Annotated in this window: 15 protein-coding genes, 3 pseudogenes and 1 other annotated feature; of the genes and pseudogenes, 5 read left to right on the forward strand and 13 right to left on the reverse strand. The window is 40.9% G+C overall.

Annotated features, from left to right (window positions below; all coding sequences use genetic code 11):
* Positions 1 to 149: 149 nt before the first annotated feature.
* Positions 150 to 476, forward strand: a pseudogene (locus tag H9653_RS01115) (transposase); the annotation flags it as partial.
* A 378-nt stretch (positions 477 to 854) separates the two neighbouring features.
* On the opposite strand, the gene H9653_RS01120 reads toward H9653_RS01115, so the two are convergent.
* Genes H9653_RS01120 through H9653_RS01130 form a run of 3 tightly spaced genes read right to left on the reverse strand, consistent with a single transcriptional unit; the run spans position 855 to position 3142 of the window.
* On the reverse strand, positions 855 to 1673 hold the full coding sequence (locus H9653_RS01120; RefSeq protein WP_087815445.1) for a DODA-type extradiol aromatic ring-opening family dioxygenase: 819 nt from the start codon (positions 1671 to 1673) through the stop codon (positions 855 to 857).
* A gap of 22 nt (positions 1674 to 1695) precedes the next feature.
* Positions 1696 to 2643, reverse strand: coding sequence for a glutathione S-transferase family protein (locus H9653_RS01125; RefSeq protein ID WP_191689815.1), 948 nt, complete (start codon positions 2641 to 2643; stop codon positions 1696 to 1698).
* 58 nt (positions 2644 to 2701) lie between these two features.
* The gene (locus H9653_RS01130; protein WP_263612359.1) at positions 2702 to 3142 is read right to left on the reverse strand and encodes a DoxX family protein; all 441 of its coding nucleotides are present in this window, start codon (positions 3140 to 3142) and stop codon (positions 2702 to 2704) included.
* Positions 3143 to 3312: 170 nt separating this feature from the next.
* On the opposite strand from H9653_RS01130, the gene H9653_RS01135 reads away from it, so the two are divergent.
* A complete protein-coding gene (locus H9653_RS01135) occupies positions 3313 to 4242 on the forward strand; it encodes a LysR family transcriptional regulator (RefSeq protein WP_087814224.1) in 930 nt (309 codons plus the stop codon).
* A 190-nt stretch (positions 4243 to 4432) separates the two neighbouring features.
* Here the strand turns inward: H9653_RS01135 and H9653_RS01140 are convergent, their stop codons facing one another.
* From H9653_RS01140 to H9653_RS01150, 4 genes and pseudogenes are all read right to left on the reverse strand, one after another.
* Positions 4433 to 4999, reverse strand: a complete 567-nt coding sequence (locus tag H9653_RS01140; protein WP_225211544.1) for an IS630 family transposase — start codon at positions 4997 to 4999, stop codon at positions 4433 to 4435.
* On the reverse strand, positions 4926 to 5276 hold the full coding sequence (locus H9653_RS12430) for a transposase (RefSeq protein WP_225211545.1): 351 nt from the start codon (positions 5274 to 5276) through the stop codon (positions 4926 to 4928). Before H9653_RS12430 ends, H9653_RS01140 begins: the two co-directional genes overlap by 74 nt.
* Before the next feature lie 71 nt (positions 5277 to 5347).
* Positions 5348 to 5536, reverse strand: a pseudogene (locus tag H9653_RS01145) (integrase core domain-containing protein); the annotation flags it as partial.
* A 9-nt stretch (positions 5537 to 5545) separates the two neighbouring features.
* Positions 5546 to 6436, reverse strand: a complete 891-nt coding sequence (locus tag H9653_RS01150) for a LysR family transcriptional regulator (RefSeq protein WP_191689819.1) — start codon at positions 6434 to 6436, stop codon at positions 5546 to 5548.
* Positions 6437 to 6571: 135 nt separating this feature from the next.
* Here H9653_RS01150 and H9653_RS01155 point away from each other — a divergent pair, with 135 nt between their 5' ends.
* Together H9653_RS01155 and H9653_RS01160 are read left to right on the forward strand one after the other, a co-directional pair.
* Positions 6572 to 7063: a CidA/LrgA family protein gene (locus H9653_RS01155; RefSeq protein WP_191689822.1), complete on the forward strand. Its 492-nt coding sequence runs from the start codon at positions 6572 to 6574 to the stop codon at positions 7061 to 7063.
* Between the two features lie 9 nt (positions 7064 to 7072).
* Positions 7073 to 7771, forward strand: a complete 699-nt coding sequence (locus tag H9653_RS01160; RefSeq protein WP_191689824.1) for an LrgB family protein — start codon at positions 7073 to 7075, stop codon at positions 7769 to 7771.
* Between the two features lie 237 nt (positions 7772 to 8008).
* Here H9653_RS01160 and H9653_RS01165 read toward each other — a convergent pair.
* From H9653_RS01165 to H9653_RS01175, 3 genes and pseudogenes are all read right to left on the reverse strand, one after another.
* Positions 8009 to 8436 (reverse strand): annotated as a pseudogene (locus H9653_RS01165) (transposase); the annotation flags it as partial.
* Positions 8045 to 8161 (reverse strand) — a sequence feature (AL1L pseudoknot). Its footprint overlaps the pseudogene before it by 117 nt.
* A 55-nt stretch (positions 8437 to 8491) precedes the next feature.
* The gene (locus H9653_RS01170) at positions 8492 to 9760 is read right to left on the reverse strand and encodes a tyrosine-type recombinase/integrase (RefSeq protein ID WP_045455641.1); all 1269 of its coding nucleotides are present in this window, start codon (positions 9758 to 9760) and stop codon (positions 8492 to 8494) included.
* Positions 9761 to 11108: 1348 nt separating this feature from the next.
* A complete protein-coding gene (locus H9653_RS01175) occupies positions 11109 to 11594 on the reverse strand; it encodes a hypothetical protein (RefSeq protein ID WP_191689828.1) in 486 nt (161 codons plus the stop codon).
* A gap of 254 nt (positions 11595 to 11848) precedes the next feature.
* Between H9653_RS01175 and H9653_RS01180 the strand changes: the two genes are divergently transcribed.
* A complete protein-coding gene (locus tag H9653_RS01180; protein WP_191689830.1) occupies positions 11849 to 12523 on the forward strand; it encodes a hypothetical protein in 675 nt (224 codons plus the stop codon).
* 117 nt (positions 12524 to 12640) lie between these two features.
* Here the strand turns inward: H9653_RS01180 and H9653_RS01185 are convergent, their stop codons facing one another.
* The 3 genes from H9653_RS01185 to H9653_RS01195 all read right to left on the reverse strand — a co-directional run bounded on the left by H9653_RS01185 (position 12641) and on the right by H9653_RS01195 (position 15604).
* A complete protein-coding gene (locus tag H9653_RS01185) occupies positions 12641 to 13384 on the reverse strand; it encodes a M90 family metallopeptidase (RefSeq protein ID WP_191689832.1) in 744 nt (247 codons plus the stop codon).
* 96 nt (positions 13385 to 13480) lie between these two features.
* Complete coding sequence (gene rhuM / locus H9653_RS01190) at positions 13481 to 14473, reverse strand: RhuM family protein (protein ID WP_225211546.1); 993 nt, start codon at positions 14471 to 14473, stop codon at positions 13481 to 13483.
* Positions 14474 to 14578: 105 nt separating this feature from the next.
* Positions 14579 to 15604, reverse strand: coding sequence for a helix-turn-helix transcriptional regulator (locus tag H9653_RS01195; RefSeq protein ID WP_191689834.1), 1026 nt, complete (start codon positions 15602 to 15604; stop codon positions 14579 to 14581).
* Positions 15605 to 15617: the final 13 nt, after the last annotated feature.

Raw genomic sequence — 15617 nt, forward strand, 5'->3', positions numbered from 1 at the left:
AGTCAAACAAGGAAAATAGCGCCGTTAATATCGGGATATTACCTAGCTATTTGATGAAGTTTGGCAAAATTTAGCCATTTTTAGCCCATTTAGGGGAGTTTCCCAAACTCTGTGTAACTGCTTATAATCTACTAACAGGAGAATAAGCAATGACTAACCAATCTGACATCAAGAAACTGGCTGAGCAAATGGCCAGCAGCATGAAAAGCTTCGATGACATCAAAGACTTTCAAAAGCAGCTCATGCAGTCCTTCATCGACACTGCCCTAGAAGCAGAAATGGAAGAGCATCTCGGCTACCCCAAGCATGAAAAGGCAGACAGGCCTAATAAGCGCAATGGGCACACTAAAAAGAGAGTCCGTAGCGACACAGGCGAGCTTGAGATCTCCACCCCCAGAGACCGCGACAGTAGCTTTGAGCCTGTACTTGTCAGTAAGCATCAAACCCGTATTTCAGGTCTTGATGACAAAATCATCAGCTTTTAAGAGAGCATCCTATATTCTGTGTAACAGCTATGTGGCTTTCATCAATAATTACACAAAATGTAGGATGCTCTCAGCTTTTCATGCTACCAGCCATCTGCTGGGCCAGTTTTTTAATGTCGTTTTGGTTTGTCATTGCTTATTCTCCTGTTGGTGGATTATAAGCAGTTACACAAAGTTTGGGAAACTCCCCGCTGAAGACATCAACCGCCATTGCTGATTATATCTGGGGATATTATCAGACCGTCAGACCGCATCGTTTTAATAATTATTTGTCACCGCTAGAAAAAGAGAAGCGATACTTTAACCAAAACCTCTTATCAGTTGTCCTAAATTAGTTGACCACTACAGGTAATCCCCCCCCCAATAAACCTAGCCAAACTGAAAGCCTGATATCTCAGTTTTCATAATTTGTTGTGAGTATATTTTTTCGCCCTTATCTGTTCCTGCTGCGCCTGCAATAACCATTAAAGGTAACAAATGCTCTTCTGCGCCTAACAGATGAGAATCCAATGCATGAGGTGCTTGCGACCAGTCAGAAAGCGCCGCAAAGCGCTCATCTGAATCTGCTGCAACTGTTGTTGTCAGCCACTCGTCAAATATCTCTGATGGTGCCGTAAATTTGGTATCACCATAGCCGCGCATATTATGAAAGCTCATGCCACTGCCAACGATCAACACGCCTTCTTCACGTAATGATGCAATCGCTTGACCTGCTTTTATATGCGCTTTTGGGTCTAGATCATTGCGTAGGGACAGCTGCACCACTGGAATATCCACATCAGGGAACATCAGCTTTAAGGGAATAAACACCCCATGATCAAAACCCCTAGAATGGTCCTGCCTATTGCTTAAACCGGCATCGGTAAGCAACTGACCAATCCGCTCAGCCAATACTGGTGCACCAAGTGCGGGATAAATCAGCTGATAAGTATGCTCAGGGAAGCCGTAGTAATCATAAATCAGCTCAGGTTGCTTGCTGGCCGTTATACTAAACTCCCGCGTTTGCCAATGGGCGCTGATGATCAAAATAGCTTTGGGACGCTCTGACAAACGATTTGAGATACTGATTAAAAAGTCAGCCATTTGATCCCAAGTGTCCGCTGGCTGCCAATCCATAAAGAAGCAAGGCCCGGCACCATGAGGTATAAAAAATACTGGCTGCTTTACTGTGGTTGATTGAAGATTCATGAGCACCATCCCTTTATTTTTATTAAATACTATAAGGACCCATAGGCACGATTCCATTGGGATTCAACGCTTTTATAGAGTAATAGCCTGCTTTGATATGTTGTAAGCTTATCGTCTCTTTGACCCCATCAAGCGCTAGGATTCGTAGCATATAAGCATGGAGCGAAATCATGTCTTTGATCAAGTTACGGTTGCATTTAAATAATCCATGATAAGCGGCATCGAAACGTACTAAAGTCACAAATAGGCGAATATCTGTTTCCGTCAGCTGCTCGCCAAACAGATAGTGGCGACCATCGCTCAGACGCGCCTCAAGCATATCTAAGGTGTCAAATACTTGCTGATAAGCTTCTTCATAAGCCACTTGTGTTGTTGCAAACCCTGCTTTGTATACTCCGTTATTCAGATTGCCGTATATAGTCGAATTTAAGGCTTCGATATCATTAGCAAGCTCTTTTGGGAACAAATCAACGTCATTTGGCACGAGTTCTGCAAAAGCAGTGTTGAGCATACGCAAGATATCAGCGGACTCATTATTAACGATGGTGTTGGTTTTTTTATCCCATAATACTGGGACGGTTGCTCGCCCAGTAAAATTAGGGTCTGCTTTGGTGTACAGTTGATGAGCAAATTGGGCATGATTAATAGGATCACTTTCAGCGCCGTCAAAGCCACCAAACTGCCAGCCTTGATTGCCAAGCTGCGGATTGACCACGGTAATATCGATCATATCTTGCAGACCTTTTAGTTCGCGTGCCATTAAGGTGCGTGAGGCCCAAGGGCAGATTAATGCTACGTATAAATGATAGCGACCTTTTTCTGCTTTAAAGCCACCAATACCAGTCGGACCTGGTTGTCCATCGGCGGTAATCCAATTACGAAATGATGAGGTCTGACGGATAAAACGCCCTTGCTCGTCTTCTGCTTGTACCGGTTGCCAGTTTTCAGTCCAGTTGCCATTGATTAACATTGATGCTTACTCCCAGTTATTAAATAGTCATTAAATTTTAGTTTATAGTTAATGGTTATTAGACACGCCCTAGCTTTTCTGACAACGCCTTATCCATACTAAGATAACCGCCGCCTTGTACTGCTAAAGCAATCAAAGCCACCATCAGAACCAAGGCATACTCATAACCACCGTCAGAGGCGAACAAGCCATTGCCGATGTGAACAGAGAAGATAGCGACTAGCATAGTGAATGCAGCGACCATTGCAGCTGGTCGAGTTAGCAACCCTAATACTAAGGCAAGACCACCAAAGAACTCCGCACGCCCTGCCAATATAGCCATCAAATATCCAGGTTCCATACCCAAGCTAGCTAACCATTGAGCAGTTCCTGCCAAGCCGTTGCCATTGAACCAGCCAAATAATTTTTGAGCACCATGTGCTGCCAAAATCAAACCTACTGGTACACGTAGAATTAGTGCAGCAGTACCAACTTTAGATAGCAAAATTTTATTTATCATTGATGTTTTCATTTACGATTACCTCATTATTTATTTTAAAAGTTGTTTAGTCTGTTGGAATAAATATACTTTACTATCAATGCAGCAAAAGAATAAGATAGATAATATTGGATGATTAACAACATATCATTGATAATAGCGTTAATGGCTAAATATAAGTAGGAGTTAACATGGATAGAATCGATGCGATGCGCGCCTTTGTAGCAGTGGTGATCGAAGGCAGCTTTACTACGGCGGCAAATACTTTGCAACTTTCACCGCAATTGGTGAGTAAGTATGTGTCTAAGCTGGAAGAACAGCTAAACAGTCGTTTACTTAATCGTACTACTCGTAAAGTCAGCCTTACCGAAGCTGGTAATCATTACTTCGCTCATGCGCAGCAGATTTTACTTAGCATTGATGACATGGAGTCACAATTGGGTGGCTTACAACAGAACCCTAAAGGCGTGTTGCGCATAAGTGCGCCTGTCTCATTTGCTCTAAGGCATATGGCACAGTTAATCACTGATTTTCAGATGCGTTATCCCTTGGTGACTGTCGATCTACAATTGACTGATCGTAAAGTCGATATCGTTGAGGAAGGGTTTGATGTCGCTTTGCGTATCGGGAAGCTGAAAAGCTCCTCACTTATTGCCAAGCAAGTCGCCCCTATTCGTGTGGTTCTCTGCGCGTCGCCTGAATATTTGAAAAAGCATGGAACACTCGATAAACCTGAAGATTTAGTGAATCATCGCTATTTACACTACAGCTATATGAACATGGACGCTAAGGAAGAAATATACCAATTGTTAAAAGCAAAATACCTCAAGCAAGGTAGCGAGTTTCGGAGTAATAACGGCGATGTATTGGTGGAAGCCGCTATTGCAGGTGCAGGTTTGGTATTGCAACCGACGTTTATTGTCAGCGAAGCCGTTAGTAGGGGTAAGCTAGTAGTATTGTTGCCGGAAATCGAACCTGAGGCTTTGGGTTTATACACCATCTACGCCCATAGAAGACTACTACCGCACAAAGTCAGGTGTTTTATAGATTTTATGGAAGACTATTATGGGGCGCCGCCTTATTGGGATGAGTGTATAGCCAAACTTTTAAGAGCTGACTAACACTAATTCATATTTATCGTTTTTTAACAGTTGCTCCGCTATTCTTTCTTCCCATTCAACTTTAGAAAGACGACCCGTATTTTGCATCTTTATATCTTTTAAAACCTTATGATGTGCATCAAGTTGGTTAATAATGTTGATAATATTATTTTGCTGACGCTTTGTTTCAGCGAGCTTTTGGGTAATATAGTTAAGTTTTTATAAAATCGATACAGCCCATATCATGAAACAGTTTAGGTAGATTATTCTCCATCCATCCTTGGCGTAGAAACTTAGCCTGTGCCCATTTTTTCTCGATAGGGTTTAGATCAGGGCTGTACGGCGGCAGCCAAAGAATACGATGGCCATGTCTGTTGAGTAGTTTTTGGATACGTCTGCTTTTATGAAACCGAGCGTTATCCATGACAATCACGCATTTAGTTTTAAGACTTGGAATAAGTGTGAACTTACACCAGTCATAAAATATATTGCTATTGATATTCATCTCAAAGTAATCAAGCGCAAATAGCATCTTTTCATAGAGAGCTCCGATGACATTCGTACGTCTCGAAGCTTGCCAGTTGTAGCTATCGATACAGGGTTTACCAATCGGTGCATAGCCATGAGAACGAATGGTTTCAGCCTCAAAGCCGCTTTCATCCATATAGACAATGGGATAGCCTTGCTGCGTAAAGCGATCAAGCCTACTCTGGAATATCGCTCTTTTTATCGGACACGCTTTTGGATGTTCCAAGGTCTTTTTTTTGACTGATACCAAGACGCTTTAAAGCATTAAAGATGCCCGTTTTACTACAGTTCAAGCGACGAGCTCTTTCATAGTTATAATCATCTGGGTATCTTTTTACGTCTTCAATCAATGCGTCATCAGGTATTTTAGTCGGTGCTTTATTTCTGGTTGTTTTAGGCGCTAATTTCTTCTGCCAGCTGTGAATGGTGCTGGTGCTAAGTCCATAAAATAGCGCAGCTTCTCGTATGGTCATACCATCAATGATGCTAGAAAGTACCTGTTTGCGATAGTCTATTGAATAAGTCATCGTTTATTTCATTAAATGCAATTGTTAATAGGGTTGTATCGGTTTTATTTGGATTAGACTATACACACTTTTTAGGAAAGGCTCTCAAACTCAAAAGGCGATACATAGCCCAATGCACTGTGTATACGCTTTTTATTGAACCAATCTACTCAATTCAATGTCGCAAGTTGTACATTCGCTAAACCTTGCCAACCTGCTTTTAAATATTCAATCACCTCTGTTTTGTATAACCTATGCCCTGTTTCAGCCAAAGCATTATCAAGGCCTGGTTATATATTTTTTCTTATGTTATCAAGCCAAGCTCGCATACTTGGTGTAAGCAAGCGATGACGACGCCAAGCCATGACAAGCTCCCATTTTAACTGAGGTTGGGTTAGTGGCAAGCAGACTAATCCTGTTAAATCCAACTTTTGAGTATAATATTGAGGCAAAAGAGTCACGCCCATATCCTGTTTTACCATGTCAAGAAGCAAGTGCCACTGATTGGTTTGGCAAATAATATTAGGTTCAAAACCTAGTGATTGACAGTTTTCTATAATCATCGGAGTAAATGATGAATTGGAGGTAAATAAAATTAGGGGTGCATTTGATAGTGACTTAAGTGTTACCTTGGTTTTTTGCTTACCCATACGGTTTTTATTTGCTACGACCACCACTGGATAGCAACATATCGACAAGTAGTCAAAATCATCGTCAATCGGCTTCATCAATGTTGCCACATCAAGTTGCCCCTCTAGAAGGGCCTGCTTAAGTGACTCAGCACCATCTTCGATAAGTGAAGTTTCTATACTAGGATGCATTTGGTAAAAGTTAAAAATAGCTTTGCTTAGTATTTCACTGCCTAACGGTGAAATCCCCAAACGCAATTTACCACCTATTAATTGCTGATAATCTACTACTGTTTGTTCAAGATTATCTGCCTTTTGTAAGATATCAACTGCTTGAATATAGAGGTGTTCGCCAATTTCCGTTAAATTAACTAGCCGCTTTTTTCTATGAGTCAAAGGCTTATCAAACAGAGCTACGCCTAAATATTCTTCAAGATTACTAATGGATTTGGTAACGGTGGGTTGGGTTAAATTGAGTTGAATACTGGCTTGAAGAAACCCACCTGTTTTTACAACTGTCACAAAGCAGCGTAATTGTTTCAAAGTTATCATAAATAATAAACCACAGTTAGGAATGAGAACGAAATTTATTATAGAAATTAGGAATAAAAATAAAAATATAATTCATAATTTATGACTGTAGTGTTCTTATAATAAGTGGTCTCTAATCAACAAACAACAACTATTATGCGTAATCTTAATATTCGCTTACTCCTCTCTTTTGTAGCTGAAAACAAACTTACACTTCAACAGTTCTGTCGCCAATCATGGCTTCATGTCCTTATGCAATGCGCTATTATCGCAGCTGTCTGGTATTGTGCTGCGATATTGGTTGAGTTATTGCATCTACCCGTATCCTCAGGCGTCTTAGGAGTATTTTTAATGCTGATCTTATTAATGAGTGGTGCTATCAAGGTTAACTGGGTCAGACTGGGGGCAAAATTTGTTTTGGGTGAATTAGTATTAATGTTTATCCCACTTATGATGTCAATACTTCAATACAAGGCGCTATTTATCAGTAAGGGCTGGCAATTAATGCTGACAATTATCTTGAGTACCGCGATGGTGATGTTAAGCTCAGCATTAACCTTTATCATGGGGCGCCGTTTGCAACGTAGATTGTATCGTCATCAGATTCATAAAGCCCAATTAAACCTAAAAAATGATAATAATGCGTGAGGATTTGCGATGAATACTTGGTCAATCCTTTGTCTCATTTGGACATTAGCTGCCTATTATATGGCTAGAGTAGTCTATGTGCGCTATCGAAAATCTTGGCTAAACCCTGCTATCACGGTTCCAGTAGTAACGCTTTCATTAATGATTATTTTTAATATCTCTTATGATACTTATTGGAAGGATACAGCTTGGATTGTGCAGCTACTTGCCCCCGCAACGGTTGCGTTTGCTATACCTATTTATGAGTATCGTCGTTTAATACGTCAACATGCTTTGTCTTTGACCGCTTCTATAACTGTTGGGATGATAGTGGGGGTCTTGAGCATATATATATTTGCTGTGTTATTCCATTTTGATAAGACCTTGACCTATAGTTTGATGGCCCGTTCAATATCGACACCATTTGCGTTAGACTTATCTGAAAAGATTCACGGATCTCCCTCTTTAGTTTCATTGTTTACTTTGATTACAGGGATGGTGGGAATGATTTTAGGGGATATGATCTTGACTTTTTTTCGTATTCGCTCCCATCTTGCAAATGGAATCGCATTTGGTAATGCATCACACGGTTTTGGTACAGCCCGGGCAAGTCAGCGCAATGAGGACGAGGGCGTTATAGCCAGTTTAACAATGATTTTAGCGGGATTATTTATGATATTCTTAGGTCCTTCATTAATACATGGCGTAATGTTATTTGGGCAAGTTTAAACAAATATATATAGAGACCCTAATCCATATTAAGAATAGATATAATAACAGCCATTATCACTAACAGATAAACAATAAAAAAACGTATGAATTTCCGTTTTCTTTCTAAAGTTAATTCGACTTTAACTAAATGTAATGAGCTTTATTCCTTTTAAATTTCAACCTATTAACTTATCTTATTTAAGATCAAATAAAAATAAATGACTGAACCGCTCCGACATAGTCGGGGCGGTTCAGGTTGTCGCTTAAGTCTTGAGCACGATAATAAGTTGACGGGGCAATCGGTAATACTCGACAGATCAGCTCGACCCCATAAAGATGTTTATTGTCGTCGATAAATTGAATCATGATTTTAGTCAGCGGTCGAGCTCCGCCTGGGCGAAAAAAGCAGCCGCCTTACGTATAATCTCATTGGCTTGCTTGAGCTCTTTATTCTCGCGTTCAAGCTCTTTAATACGTTGCTCTTGGCTTTGGGCTTGCACTGAGGCAGGAATAGTTTGATCGATGTGCTTTTTATGCCATGATCGTAAGGTTTCAGACGTGCAGCCAATCTTAGGTGCAATGGCTTGAATAGCTGACCATGTGGAGGGGTAATCGCCCGACGCTTCAATCAGCATGCGAACGGCGCGTTCTTTAATCTCAGGAGTATAGGTTTGTCTTTTCATTGTCGTATTCTCTCAGAATATTAGGTCTCCGACAATCCCGGGGCGGTTCAAGTTTTCATACAGAGTCTCGCAGCTTATCTATATAGTCAGCCCAATCTTGCATCATGAGTATTCGAGTATCGATTTCATCCAATCGGTTATAAGCGCCACCATGCGTATCCTTTATTCGATGTCCTAATTGCAGCTCAGTCACAATATCTGAGTAACGTAGTTCAGATTGTTCCATAAGCAATGTTTTGGCCGATGCTCGAAATCCATGAGCACACTGAACATCTTTGTATCCAAGCCTATGGAATATCTGTACTAGAGTCGCTTTACTAATATAGCTATTGCTTGAGGCACGCATCGATGCAAACACATATTCTTTATGACCTGTAATTGCTTTTATTCTTCGTAAGCGTTCAATAACCTGAGTGGCTAGAGGTACAACTAAGTGCGATACCATATCCTCACGACCTTCGCCTTTAGTAGGAGAAAACTCCCATAGCTTGTTATCCCAATCTATATCTTGCCATCGCATAGACCGCAAATCGATACTACGCACAAAAACATATGGTAATAAGTTCATTGCTTCCAATGTAATCTTACTTGCACCTTCAAAATTAGACATATCGTTTAGGAGAGTGGCAAACTGATCAGGCTTAGTGATGGCTGGTAAATGGTTGCCTGAGCTGGCAGGTGCGAGCTCGCCACGCGTATCAATAGCTATGTTTCTATCGCATAATCCTCTTGCAACAGCGAATGAGAAGACTTTTTCAGTATAAAGCCGAGTGCTTGCACCAACGAAGGTTGCTTGATTTTCATTATTCTGAATCGCCTCACACACACTTAATATCATCTCGCTCGTGATATCGTTCATTCTTAAGTCGCCAATCTCGCGACACATATATCCTAGACATAAATCCCAAAATTTAAGGGTAGATTCACTAAACGCACGCTTTCTAGAATTGCTACGATTACGACTTGATGTTTTGTGGTCTCGCCACGCTTGTGTAATTTCAGAAAATGTGGCGTTCTTTAGATGAGCATACTTATTGACTTGTTCTTTTTTATGGATAGCTTTAGGGTCAGAGCCTTGTGCGACCATCTTAAGTATACTTTCTGCTTTATGCTTAGCTTCATATAGACTGATTTCTTCGACCTTACCTAGCATCATTCTAGGACGCTTACCATCGATATGCGGATGAGCGTACCTCAAGTAATATTCTTTTTTACCATTTGGATAAATACGAATACTTAGGCCCGCAATACCTGAGACACTAACCGAGTAATCTTTATCTCGGCATTCAAGTATATTAATATCATTTAAATTGTCGACAGCCATAATGCACATCCGTAAGCTTTATAAGCAAGGTAAATTGTGAATGTTAATCTATTAACTCTATACTGAGATTTAGAATAATCTTTGCACATACTTTATAAATTCTGAAAAAGTATCTTTTGGAAAATATAGATAGTTATTGGACACTGAAATGGACACGGTTATTAATCTATTAAGACATAAAACCCTTTAAAATTAAGTATTTTAGGTACAATTATCCCCAAGTGAAGGTTGGGGATAATTATAGTATAGTGGAGAAAGAGGGAGTAAGCTATTTTTTTGTTGATATATATGGCGTTTGAAGGAATAAACTTCATATAGATTAAAAGTAAGAGTGCTGTTTGCTATTGGCAATAGAGTCCTTCGACATATTTGCACGAAAAACCGTGCTCCTGTACTCGCACAGAATACCTTAATCAGGGTGATAGTACTGTTCTGTGCAAATTTGGAAGGTATCAACTCAATGCTTTAGATTAAGATATCTCAGTAAGAACGAGAGATGTTAGAAAAGACCAATGAATGTTTTACTAATCAGGAAGGCTGTTTTGGTGACTCTAAATGGAAACGTAGTTAGCTATGATAATAGCAGCTATAAGGTGTATATAGACTTGGACTTACTAAGATGCCAAGTAGGAGCATTATCAGAGCTTGTATACGTTCTTATCAATGATATAGAGTAATAGGCATTCAGAAGGGTTATTGCTTTTACTTTGAGCTGATTGTCACTTGGTGGCTAATACTTCTGTACCTAACGTAGTTCAAGCACATTCGCATTAATCAGGAAGTCGGCTAAGCTACCAACAATCGATTGATGAGTGATTTGTTTATTAGGTGATGATTAGGAGTGACAGATTATTCAGAGGGCTTATTGTGCAGTATGAAGGTAGTAAACTTAGCAATGATGAGTAGAACAAGTTTATCAAACAGGTTAACTAGCGACATGGTTTAATACGTTAAGCTCGATTACAAATACAATAGGATTAATGATAGCTCTGTACATTAACTCCTTAAGACAGCTCAGCTAGTAACTGTATTAGTGGTGATGAAGATGACTTTATGAATAGTTAGTAGGTATGAGAATTAATCAATCATCAACCAACCTTAATAAGGGTTTATCATATAATGATGATTCCATGAGCTTATCATCAGGTATTGTCTATTTAACATAATATACATTATGCGAAAACAGACCAACGGTCTTAAGAGTTATGTACACAACATTTTTATCTAACTTCATCTGTCATAACTGTCGTTCGTTTCCAGCCAAACTTAAATATCTACAATATTCATCTTCGCATTTAATATTAATACCAGCACCGATTTTAAAATTCATTTAAAACCTCAGCGCCAGCTAACGACAATGCTCTAGCAAATACTCGCGTAAAGATTTTCCATCCTTATCTAGGATGACATCCGTCACTTGGCAAGCCACGTCATGACCAACGCTTTTACATGACAGTTCATAATACACATCATCGCCTTGTGCCAAACTGACTTGCACCAATCCTTGCTCGGTCACTGCAAATTGCTTATCTTGCTCATAATCAGGATCTTGCGAACTCCATAAAACATCATAACCGATATGATAAGACATTTGCTCTCTATCAAAATAATCTCGCTCAAGCTCCATGGCTGCTTTTAGCTCTTGACTGCCATATTGGTGCAAAACCACTGGATAATCCTGACCCTGATTATCGATATCTTGTTGGTACATATCTGCGATGGTCGTGACTTTCATGGCAAACGTCGTCTGCAAGGCTTCTGTTAGATTGGCGGTCGCAGACATGGCAAAAAACCCTATGATTAACATCATGATAGAAAATATGGTTTTCTGCATGGCGCTCTCCATCGGCTACAATATACTATGTATTATATTCATAAAAAGAAATATAAACCATCATTTTACGCTATTATTATGTCAATTAAGCTTTCAAACTAAAACCCCGTTTACACAGCAACATTATCAACTTTAGGCAGTTATGAGTACTATTGATAAATAATCGCTACTGATAAGCGAACACCGATGTAAACCAGTAATAACCTAGGTTTCAAGCTATTCTAATTTTAATAAGCTACGATAAGGATATTTTTATGAAGGCATCATCTCGTTTTAATATTTTTCAGTCAGGTTTGTATAAATTAACCACTGCTGCGTGCTTTGCTTCCATACTTTTCGCGACTGGCTGCTCATCTTCCGCTGAGTCTAGCGTCAAAATACCCAGCCAACAAAATGGCAACACCTCAGCACCCGTTGTCTCCGATATGAGCCAGCAAACGCTTAAGCAGCAAGCTTTACGTATCCAGCGAGCCCTAGCGAACAACGACTTTGCGCGCATTACCAACGACATTCATCCGACGCGCGGCGTGCGTTTTTCCATGTATGCCTATGTGCGCCCTGAGACTGATAAAGTCTTTAGCCGTGAACAATTCGCGCAGTACTTACAACAAGCCAAAATCCGCTTTACTTGGGGTGAACGTGATGGGTCTGGTGAGCCGTTAGTGATTCCGCTCCCAGAATACTTGGAAACATGGGTCGATGGCGATACCTATAACAATGCCAGTATCAGCGTTAACGAGTTTAAGCACAGCGGCAATATGATTAATAATTTAAAAGAAATTTATCCCAATTCTGAGTTTGTTGAGTTTTACCATAAAGGCTCAGAGCAATACTCTGGTATGGATTGGCGTATCCTACGCTTAGTGTTTGATGAGTACCAAGGCAAGCGATATTTGGTCGCTATCGTCAATGAACAATGGACGGTTTAAGCAATTCTTATCTATAAAAACAATTGCTTACAGTCGTAAAAATCAATAACGGGCAGTGTGATTAAATCAATACACTGCCCTTTTTATTTGCTTTTATTGCTATATATTCACTTTTGATTAGAGCGGCGTTTGGCGAAAAAACTTCACCATTATGTCGTAAATATCAGGATAAGCCTCAATCAGCTTTTGCGGCGTCTCAAAAAATACTTCACTGAGTACCGCGAAGAACTCCGCTGGATTGGTCGCGCCATAACGGTCGAGACCTGATTTATGATGGCTTTGAAAATCCTCAAAGTCTCGGCTCATAATCTTGGTCCAGTGCGCCGGATCCATATCAGGTTGCAGCGGCGGAAAGCCATTGGCACGACCATTTAGCATATCAAGCTTATGCACAAACTCATGAATGACCACGTTGTGACCATCGCGCTCGCCTGAGTGTTTGGCATCCTTCCATGACAGAATGACAGGCCCGCGCAGCCACGCTTCTCCGCTACGGTGCTGACTGCCCTCATGGACAATCCCCAACTCATCGACAGTGGTGATTTCGCTTTTATAAGAACCTGGATAAATAATAATGGCCGACCAGCCAGCGTACCACTCAAGGTTTAGGTTTAAAATAGGCAGGCAAGCTTGTAAGGCGATAGATTGCTTGACCGCGTCGGTAATCTCAAAACCCTGTGCGCCAGTAATCGACTTATCCGCCAAAAATAACGTCGCCAGCTCAAACAGACGTATTAGCTCATCCTCATCTAGCCTATCAAGTATCACAATACGCTTAGCCGCTTGCAGCCAGTCAGCATGGGTAAACTCGCTGTTGTCTAATATGCGCTGCTCGCGCCAGTCTTTTATGATGCTAAACATAGTGAGTTTCCTTTAATTTTGGCGTTAGATTGTGCTTTTTATTATTGGTGTTATGCGTTTTAAGGGGTTAAATCGTGCTGACAATAAACCTGTTTATCAAGATTCTAACGACAACATATTCATAATCAATTTAATCAAGGTTTCTTTTTGGTTGGGGTCAGACTCGGCAACCAACAAGGTTAAAGCAGCAAGCCCGGTGTTATTGATGACCATGTCACCTTTATCATTGAGCAGTCGATTATTCCGATGCAGAAAATCTACAAACAAAAAAGCGCCGCTGCGTTTATTGCCATCGGTAAAAGGATGATTTTTGACCATAAAGTACAGCAGATGCGCCGCTTTACTCTCGATGGTCGGGTATGCAGGCGCGCCAAACACCGTCTGCTCTAAATTACCCAGCACACTGTCCAAGCCATCACTGCGAGGCTTGGCAAATAGCTCAGTCGCCTCACCTCTATCTATCAGCTGTGCTTTCAAATCCGTCAGCGCTGCCATTGCCTCAGTTGGACTGGGTAAGATACCGCCCTCTTGCCCTGCGGGATCGTCAAGCAAGCCTTCATCATAGCGCTGTAACCATAAGAATGTCTGTGTATAACGGCTGATAATCTCAACCAAGCCGCGACCTTCATCGGTTTTCAGCTCGGGACTTTGCGCGGTTTTTCGAATTAAATTTAACGCTTGTTGTAGCTCGCTTGAATTTTTATCAAAGCGCTCATGATTGAGTGTGTAGCCTTGGACCAAGTATTCACGTAAGCGCTGCGTTGCCCAGCGTCTAAACTGCACACCTTGAGGGGACTTGATGCGATAGCCTACTGAGATAACCACATCTAAGTCATAAAACGTCACAGGGCGATCAGAATTTGCAATATGCATTTTTTGCATATTGCTTTTTTCAGCAATTTCTTCATCGTTTATAGCATTGGCAATATGACGCGAAATCACTGATTGGTCACGACCAAACAGCTCAGACATTTGTGCTTGCGTAAGCCAGACAGTCTCTTGCTCAAAGCGAACGTCTACCTGTGCCTTTCCATCAGCGCTTTCATATATCTCTACCTTTGCCACGTCATCATTCATAACGTTAATCATCTCAGCTCTCCCCCAATCCTAATCCCAATAAAATGCTTACGCTGTGCTTATTATTCTTAATAGGTAAATCATACAGCGACTGCATGATAGAGTACATAACAATGACTATTCTGTGCCTGTGCCTGTGCCTGTGCCTGTGCCGATGCTTGGAGTATCTCGTGGCGTATAACCGAAATGCTGCTTATAAATACGAGCAAAGTAACCTTGGTCGCTATAACCGACTCTATGCGCCACTTCATCGATGGTTACGTAGCTTTTGGTTTTTAAAATATGATTGGCTTGCTTTAAGCGCAGTTCTTTTACCCATTCCGAAAAACTATAGGGCAACTCAGCAAATAGCTTATGCAAGTATCTGACCGATATATGACAAGCAGCAGCGACCATCGCTGGGGTTAAAGTAGAGCTTTCTAGGTGCAGATGGACGTAATGCTCGATGCGCTTTAGATGTACCGACTGTATGGACGAGCTGCTACTCATCATCACCTCTTTCGGGGCGCTCAATGCCAATATAATAAGGTTAAGCAGCTGCTGCTCTAGGATTTTAATCTCTAAAGCCGCCAATCTATGTTGTTGAATCAGCTCTAATATCTGTCTGATTTGAAAAACCAGCAACCTGCCAGCCCCTTCATCAATAGACAGGCTACGGGCAAACTGCCGCTCTATGGTGCCCATTTGCGGGCTTAATAGCGCTAAAGGCACCTTAATCACATATAACGATACTTCTTGCAGGTGATAAAACTCATAAGGTAAGTTTGATAATTCAATAAAAAACTGACCTGGGTTTGAGGTTAATTGGCGGTTTTTTTGCGCAAAACGGACGCTACCGGTCACAGGAAAGGTGATTAAAATACTGTCGTCGCTACGGTTATTACTATTGCCGTGACTAGACTGATTGCTTGCTAAGCTGCGCTTATAATGGACGGTATTGGCATGATAATGCGATACCCCAATATCCAAAAGCTTGGCGTGTTGCAAGTAACCAGAAAACTGACTTGGCTGGCGAAAGCTGACATTGAGATCAAAATAGGTGTCATTGATGGTGCGCTTCCAATCAAACGCGTCTAATGTTTGTGCCGTGCTTATAGGAGGCGTTGAAGGTAACCATAAGGAAGGGGTTAATTTTGCATTCATCCTTGAATACTCT

This window comes from Psychrobacter communis (genome assembly GCF_014836505.1).
GTDB classification, from domain to species: Bacteria; Pseudomonadota; Gammaproteobacteria; order Pseudomonadales; family Moraxellaceae; genus Psychrobacter; species Psychrobacter faecalis.

What these genes read in the sequence shown, in the direction of transcription:
- H9653_RS01120 (WP_087815445.1), bottom strand. Translation starts at nt 1,673, where the DNA reads ATGAATCTTCAATCAACCACAGTAAAGCAGCCAGTATTTTTTATACCT.
- H9653_RS01125 (WP_191689815.1), bottom strand. Translation starts at nt 2,643, where the DNA reads ATGTTAATCAATGGCAACTGGACTGAAAACTGGCAACCGGTACAAGCA.
- H9653_RS01130 (WP_263612359.1), bottom strand. Translation starts at nt 3,142, where the DNA reads ATGATAAATAAAATTTTGCTATCTAAAGTTGGTACTGCTGCACTAATT.
- H9653_RS01135 (WP_087814224.1), top strand. Translation starts at nt 3,313, where the DNA reads ATGGATAGAATCGATGCGATGCGCGCCTTTGTAGCAGTGGTGATCGAA.
- H9653_RS12430 (WP_225211545.1), bottom strand. Translation starts at nt 5,276, where the DNA reads ATGACTTATTCAATAGACTATCGCAAACAGGTACTTTCTAGCATCATT.
- H9653_RS01150 (WP_191689819.1), bottom strand. Translation starts at nt 6,436, where the DNA reads ATGATAACTTTGAAACAATTACGCTGCTTTGTGACAGTTGTAAAAACA.
- H9653_RS01155 (WP_191689822.1), top strand. Translation starts at nt 6,572, where the DNA reads ATGCGTAATCTTAATATTCGCTTACTCCTCTCTTTTGTAGCTGAAAAC.
- H9653_RS01160 (WP_191689824.1), top strand. Translation starts at nt 7,073, where the DNA reads ATGAATACTTGGTCAATCCTTTGTCTCATTTGGACATTAGCTGCCTAT.
- H9653_RS01170 (WP_045455641.1), bottom strand. Translation starts at nt 9,760, where the DNA reads ATGGCTGTCGACAATTTAAATGATATTAATATACTTGAATGCCGAGAT.
- H9653_RS01175 (WP_191689828.1), bottom strand. Translation starts at nt 11,594, where the DNA reads ATGCAGAAAACCATATTTTCTATCATGATGTTAATCATAGGGTTTTTT.
- H9653_RS01180 (WP_191689830.1), top strand. Translation starts at nt 11,849, where the DNA reads ATGAAGGCATCATCTCGTTTTAATATTTTTCAGTCAGGTTTGTATAAA.
- H9653_RS01185 (WP_191689832.1), bottom strand. Translation starts at nt 13,384, where the DNA reads ATGTTTAGCATCATAAAAGACTGGCGCGAGCAGCGCATATTAGACAAC.
- rhuM (WP_225211546.1), bottom strand. Translation starts at nt 14,473, where the DNA reads ATGATTAACGTTATGAATGATGACGTGGCAAAGGTAGAGATATATGAA.
- H9653_RS01195 (WP_191689834.1), bottom strand. Translation starts at nt 15,604, where the DNA reads ATGAATGCAAAATTAACCCCTTCCTTATGGTTACCTTCAACGCCTCCT.